Source organism: Vibrio sp., from assembly GCF_038138445.1.
In the GTDB taxonomy this organism is placed as follows: Bacteria; Pseudomonadota; Gammaproteobacteria; order Enterobacterales; family Vibrionaceae; genus Vibrio.
On sequence record NZ_JAYQDQ010000135.1, the window covers coordinates 1,723 to 6,910 of the forward strand.

4 protein-coding genes and 1 pseudogene are annotated in these 5,188 nt (G+C 41.1%); all 5 read left to right on the plus strand.

What is annotated here, in order from left to right; translation table 11 throughout:
* The coding region (locus AAFM34_RS19815) for a copper-binding protein (protein WP_341665822.1) at window positions 1–385 on the plus strand (385 nt) is incomplete at its 5' end.
* Window positions 386–399: 14 nt separating this feature from the next.
* On the plus strand, window positions 400–3,564 hold the full coding sequence (locus tag AAFM34_RS19820; RefSeq protein WP_341665823.1) for an efflux RND transporter permease subunit: 3,165 nt from the start codon (window positions 400–402) through the stop codon (window positions 3,562–3,564).
* Between the two features lie 53 nt (window positions 3,565–3,617).
* Window positions 3,618–3,965: a copper resistance CopC family protein gene (locus tag AAFM34_RS19825; RefSeq protein WP_010558032.1), complete on the plus strand. Its 348-nt coding sequence runs from the start codon at window positions 3,618–3,620 to the stop codon at window positions 3,963–3,965.
* A gap of 19 nt (window positions 3,966–3,984) precedes the next feature.
* Window positions 3,985–4,872, plus strand: a complete 888-nt coding sequence (locus AAFM34_RS19830; protein ID WP_341665830.1) for a CopD family protein — start codon at window positions 3,985–3,987, stop codon at window positions 4,870–4,872.
* A gap of 21 nt (window positions 4,873–4,893) precedes the next feature.
* A pseudogene (locus AAFM34_RS19835) lies at window positions 4,894–5,188 on the plus strand (DUF4440 domain-containing protein); the annotation flags it as partial.

The following is a 5,188-nucleotide window of genomic DNA, read 5'->3' on the forward strand; positions in this document are numbered from 1 at the left end:
CGATTTTGACTCATTAAAGTCAGGTCAATCTTTGCACTTTGAAGTGAGCAAAACCGAAGACGGTGGATATGAAATTACTGGAATTCATATCATGAGTGAGCCTGAAGTATCATCAGCAACAGTATCAGGTTTGATCAATGCGATTGATATTGATACACGGATTCTAAATATTAGCAGAGGCCCAATAGAGAAATGGGATAGACCTGCTGCGACGATGGATTTTATCGTCGCGGACAATATAGAAATGGTTGATTTCAATGTCGGTGATAATGTCACTTTCACTTTTGAGGTTAGAGATGACTTAGTTATCACTGACATTTCTCTTGAATCAGATGAACAACACGGCAAGGAAAATAAAGCTGCTGTTGATCATTCTAATCATTAAGTGGGAGAAAAATAATGATTGAATCAATTATTAGATGGTCTATCGGCAATCGTTTCTTTGTTTTGTTGATTACCTTAATTATCGCGTTTGGTGGTTTGTATTCATTACAAAAAACACCAGTAGATGCACTCCCCGATCTTTCTGATGTGCAGGTGATAATTAAGACGAGCTATCCGGGACAGGCACCACAAGTAGTGCAAGATCAAGTGACGTTTCCCCTTACTACAGCCATGTTGTCAGTACCGGGAGCGCAAACTGTTCGTGGCTACTCATTTTTTGGTGACTCTTATGTTTATATCATTTTTGATGACGATACTGATTTGTATTGGGCAAGAAGCCGGGTTCTAGAATACTTAAGCCAAGTAGCATCGAGCTTGCCTGATTCAGCTAAGCCGCAATTAGGGCCTGATGCAACAGGTGTGGGTTGGGTATACATCTACGCTTTAACAGATAAATCTGGAAACCATGATCTAAGCCAATTAAGAAGTATTCAAGATTGGTTTTTAAAGTATGAATTGCAAACTGTACCGGGCGTGTCTGAGGTTTCCGCCGTTGGCGGTATGGTTAAGCAATATCAAGTGCTAGTTGATCCCGACAAGCTCAGAGCTTATAACGTGCCGTTAAGTCATATCCAAATGGCACTTAAACGAGGCAATAAAGAAACGGGCGCATCTGTTGTGGAAATGGCGGAAGCTGAGTATATGGTTACTGCTACGGGGTATATTCAATCAGTTGGAGACATTGAGAAAATTCCACTTGGTATTAACGAACAAGGCACACCATTGCGTATTGGTGATGTTGCTACCGTTAATTTAGGGCCTCAAATGCGCCGTGGTATCGCAGAGCTAAATGGTGAAGGAGAAGTTGTTGGTGGTGTTGTCGTTATGCGCTTTGGTGAAAACGCTCAACAAACCATAAACGGGGTAAAAGAAAAACTTGAATCGCTTAAATCTTCTCTACCAGAGGGGGTGGAGATTGTCCCTGTTTATGACAGATCGAAGTTAATAGATCGTGCTGTTGATAATCTTTGGAGCAAGTTGCTAGAGGAGCTTGCAGTCGTTGCTATTGTCTGTGTGGCTTTCCTATTTCATCTTCGCTCATCTATTGTGGCAGTTGTTACTCTGCCATTAGGCATCTTGGTGTCGTTCATTATCATGTATATGCAAGGCATCAATGCCAACATTATGTCTTTAGGCGGTATCGCTATTGCGATTGGTGCGATGACTGATGGTGCAATAGTGATGATTGAAAATATGCACAAGCATATGGAGAAAACACCACTAACAGATGAAAATCGCTGGCAAATTGTTGCTAAGGCTGCGAGTGAAGTAGGCCCTGCACTATTTTTTAGCTTACTGATCATTACAGTCTCATTTTTACCTGTATTTATCTTGGAAGCGCAAGAAGGAAGAATGTTCTCTCCGCTCGCCTATACAAAAACCTATGCAATGGCGGCATCAGCAGGTTTGGCGATCACATTGGTGCCTGTTTTGATGGGCTACTTTATTCGAGGCAAAGTTGTTTCTGAAAAGAAAAACCCGTTAAACCGATTATTGATTGCTATCTACATGCCTGTTTTAAAGCAAGTCATGAAGTTTCCAAAATCGACAATAGTAGCAGCAATATTAGTGACTATCGTTGGCTTTTGGCCTGTCGATAAAATTGGTAGTGAATTCATTCCGCCATTGGATGAAGGCGATCTCATGTATATGCCTACTACCTATCCCGGTATTTCAATTGGTAAAGCAAGGGAGTTATTGCAGCAAACAGACAAGCTTATTCGCACTGTGCCAGAAGTTGAAACTGTATTTGGTAAAGTAGGAAGAGCTGAAACTGCAACCGATCCTGCACCTTTAACCATGATTGAAACCTTTATTCAATTGAAGCCACAAGAGCAGTGGCGAGAGGGTGTGACTACTGAATCGTTAAAAGCTGAGTTTGATAAATTGGTTAAGTTTCCGGGCTTAACGAATGCTTGGGTTATGCCAATCAAGACCCGAATCGACATGTTAGCAACAGGCATAAAAACGCCTGTGGGTATTAAAGTCGCCGGACCAGAGCTTGATGTGATTCAGGAAATCGGCCAACAAATAGAGCAAATTTTACCCGAAGTTACAGGCACAGCATCAGTTTACTCAGAGCGAGTTGCAGGTGGACGATATATCAAGGTTGATATTTCACGCGATAAGGCAAGTCGCTTTGGGTTAAACATCGAGGATGTTCAACAAGTGGTTTCTACAGCTATTGGTGGTATGAACGTTACCCAAACGGTAGAAGGTCAAGAGCGTTACCCTGTTAACTTACGTTATCCGCAGGATTATCGTGATTCTCCAGAGCAGCTTGCAAGGTTGCCAGTTGTAACACCAAATGGACAACGCATTGCACTAGGTGATGTCGCAGATATCCGAGTAGAAAATGGTCCGCCGGGGATTAAGAGTGAAAATGCTCGATTAAATGGCTGGACGTTTATCGACATAGACGGTGTTGACGTAGGTACTTATGTTGAAAGTGCAAAAATACACTTGGCTAATAAACTAAAACTACCAGCAGGTTATTCAATTACTTGGGCTGGGCAATACGAATATATGGAAAGAGCGAAAGAAAAGCTCACCTATGTATTGCCTTTAACACTCGCCATTATTGTTATTCTACTTTACTTAAACTTCAGAGCGTTTAGTGAGGTGGCTATCATTATCGTTACCTTGCCGATGGCGATGATTGGTGGCTTATGGTTGATGTATCTGGAAGGGTTTAACTTCTCTGTGGCTGTTGGCGTGGGCTTTATTGCTCTAGCTGGGGTAGCGGTTGAGATTGGTGTGATAATGTTGGTCTATCTCAATCAGGCACTTGCTGAGCTTAAGGAAAAAGCTGAAGAGCGAGCTGAACCTATCTCTGATGATGCATATCAAGATGCACTATTGCACGGTGCAGGCTTACGAGTTCGCCCAGTAATGATGACAGTTGCAACAATCATTATCGGCTTGATGCCCATTTTATATGGTACAGGAACAGGTTCGGAGATTATGAGTCGTATTGCTGCACCTATGGTAGGCGGAATGACAAGTGCTGTGCTACTCACTCTTATTGTGCTCCCAGTAATTTACTCAATCGTTAAAAAGCCAGAATTAAACGCCTTTAACAAGGAGCTTTCTAAGGCGGAGCTAAAAAGTAATGCTTAGCGAAGTTAAGAAACCATAAATAGCAATTTCAATAAACTAAAATAGAGGTAAATATGAAAAAACTAATTAAATTTTTAACCGTAATCAGTGTCGTTTTTAGTAGTGCGGTGTTTGCGCATGTGCATCTTGAAAAAAGTGTGCCTGCTGATAATGCAATGCTAATGAATCCTCCAGAAGAGTTAACTTTGGTGTTCACCAAAGAGGTACGGGTTGTAAAAGTTTCATTGGCCAATAAACAAGGCGAAGAATTTAAATTTGGATTCGAGCCTTCTAAAGTCGCTACTAGCAAATTTACATGGAAACTACCTAAATTAGCTCCTGCAAACTATGCTGTGGATGTAACCTTCTTAGGTAACGATGGTCATAAAATGAAACATAGCTTCGGCTTTATGGTTCACTAAAATAGGCGGTGTGATTGATATGGAAATGTATATCTGGAATACAGTCATTGTACTGTCAAAAATTGTATTTTACGTCGGCTTTGCCTGTATTGCTGGTTATACATTTTTCAGGCAAATATTTGAGAATAATGAATCTCATACTAATGCTGTAATAGCGAATTTAACGTGGATAAGAACTTATATAGTTATGGCTTTGATCGCTAATATTACTTGGTTCTTTGCCAGTACTGGTGCAATGGCAGAAGAGGGAATTCAGGGGGCGATAGACGCTGATATATTGGCTATTATGTGGGACTCCTCTGTCGGCACTGGAGCTTTGCTTCGAGCGCTTGGGCTAGTTACCGCAATAATCGCTTTAGCTTTAAGGTTCAAACTCGCTGTGAACTCGTACTTAAAACAAAGCGCTTTAATGTTGAGTTTATTAATCCTTGCATACTCATTCACGTTACTGGGTCATATTTCTGAGTTAGGCACAATTGAAAAAGGCTTGCTTATTTTGCATGTGCTCGTTATGGCATGGTGGTTTGGGGCGTTATTGCCACTAAAACAGGCTTGCCATCAGCTAAGTTATGCAGAACTTCATTTGCTGATGGAAAGCTTTGGCAAACAAGGAAGTTTTACATTGAGCCTATTGTTGGTAGCAGGCCTCTGGCTCGTGATTCAATTGGTCGGAAGTCTTGATGCACTAATAAGCTCAAGTTACGGACAAACACTGTTGTTTAAATTGGCCCTTGTAGTGTCTATTTTGGCACTTGCTGCTAAACATAAACTAATACTCGTTCCACAACTTAAAAATAGTCAAGGCAGAGAGGCTTTATCTAAATCTATCTCGATAGAAATGGTAGTAGCTTTTGCCATTTTATCTGTAACGGCTGTGCTTACTAGTGTTGTTGGCCCTGCAAATTAAAACCTAAAAGAGAGAATGAAAATGAAAACAATAAATATATTACTCGTTTTATTAATGACGTTTAGTTTCGCAGCAAACGCTCATGGTGATAAGAACAAAGACAAAGGTTTGTTTAAAGGTATAGATACCCCTGCCGCAAAAGTTGTTTTGGCATTTCATCAAGCACTTGAAACTGGCAATCAAAAACAGGCTAGAGCGCAGTTAGCGGATGATGTCACCATTTTCGAGGGAGGCCGCGTTGAAAGGAGCGCTGATGAATATGCTCATCATCATATGTTGTCTGATATGAAGTACTTGGCGGCTATGAAGAGCGAAA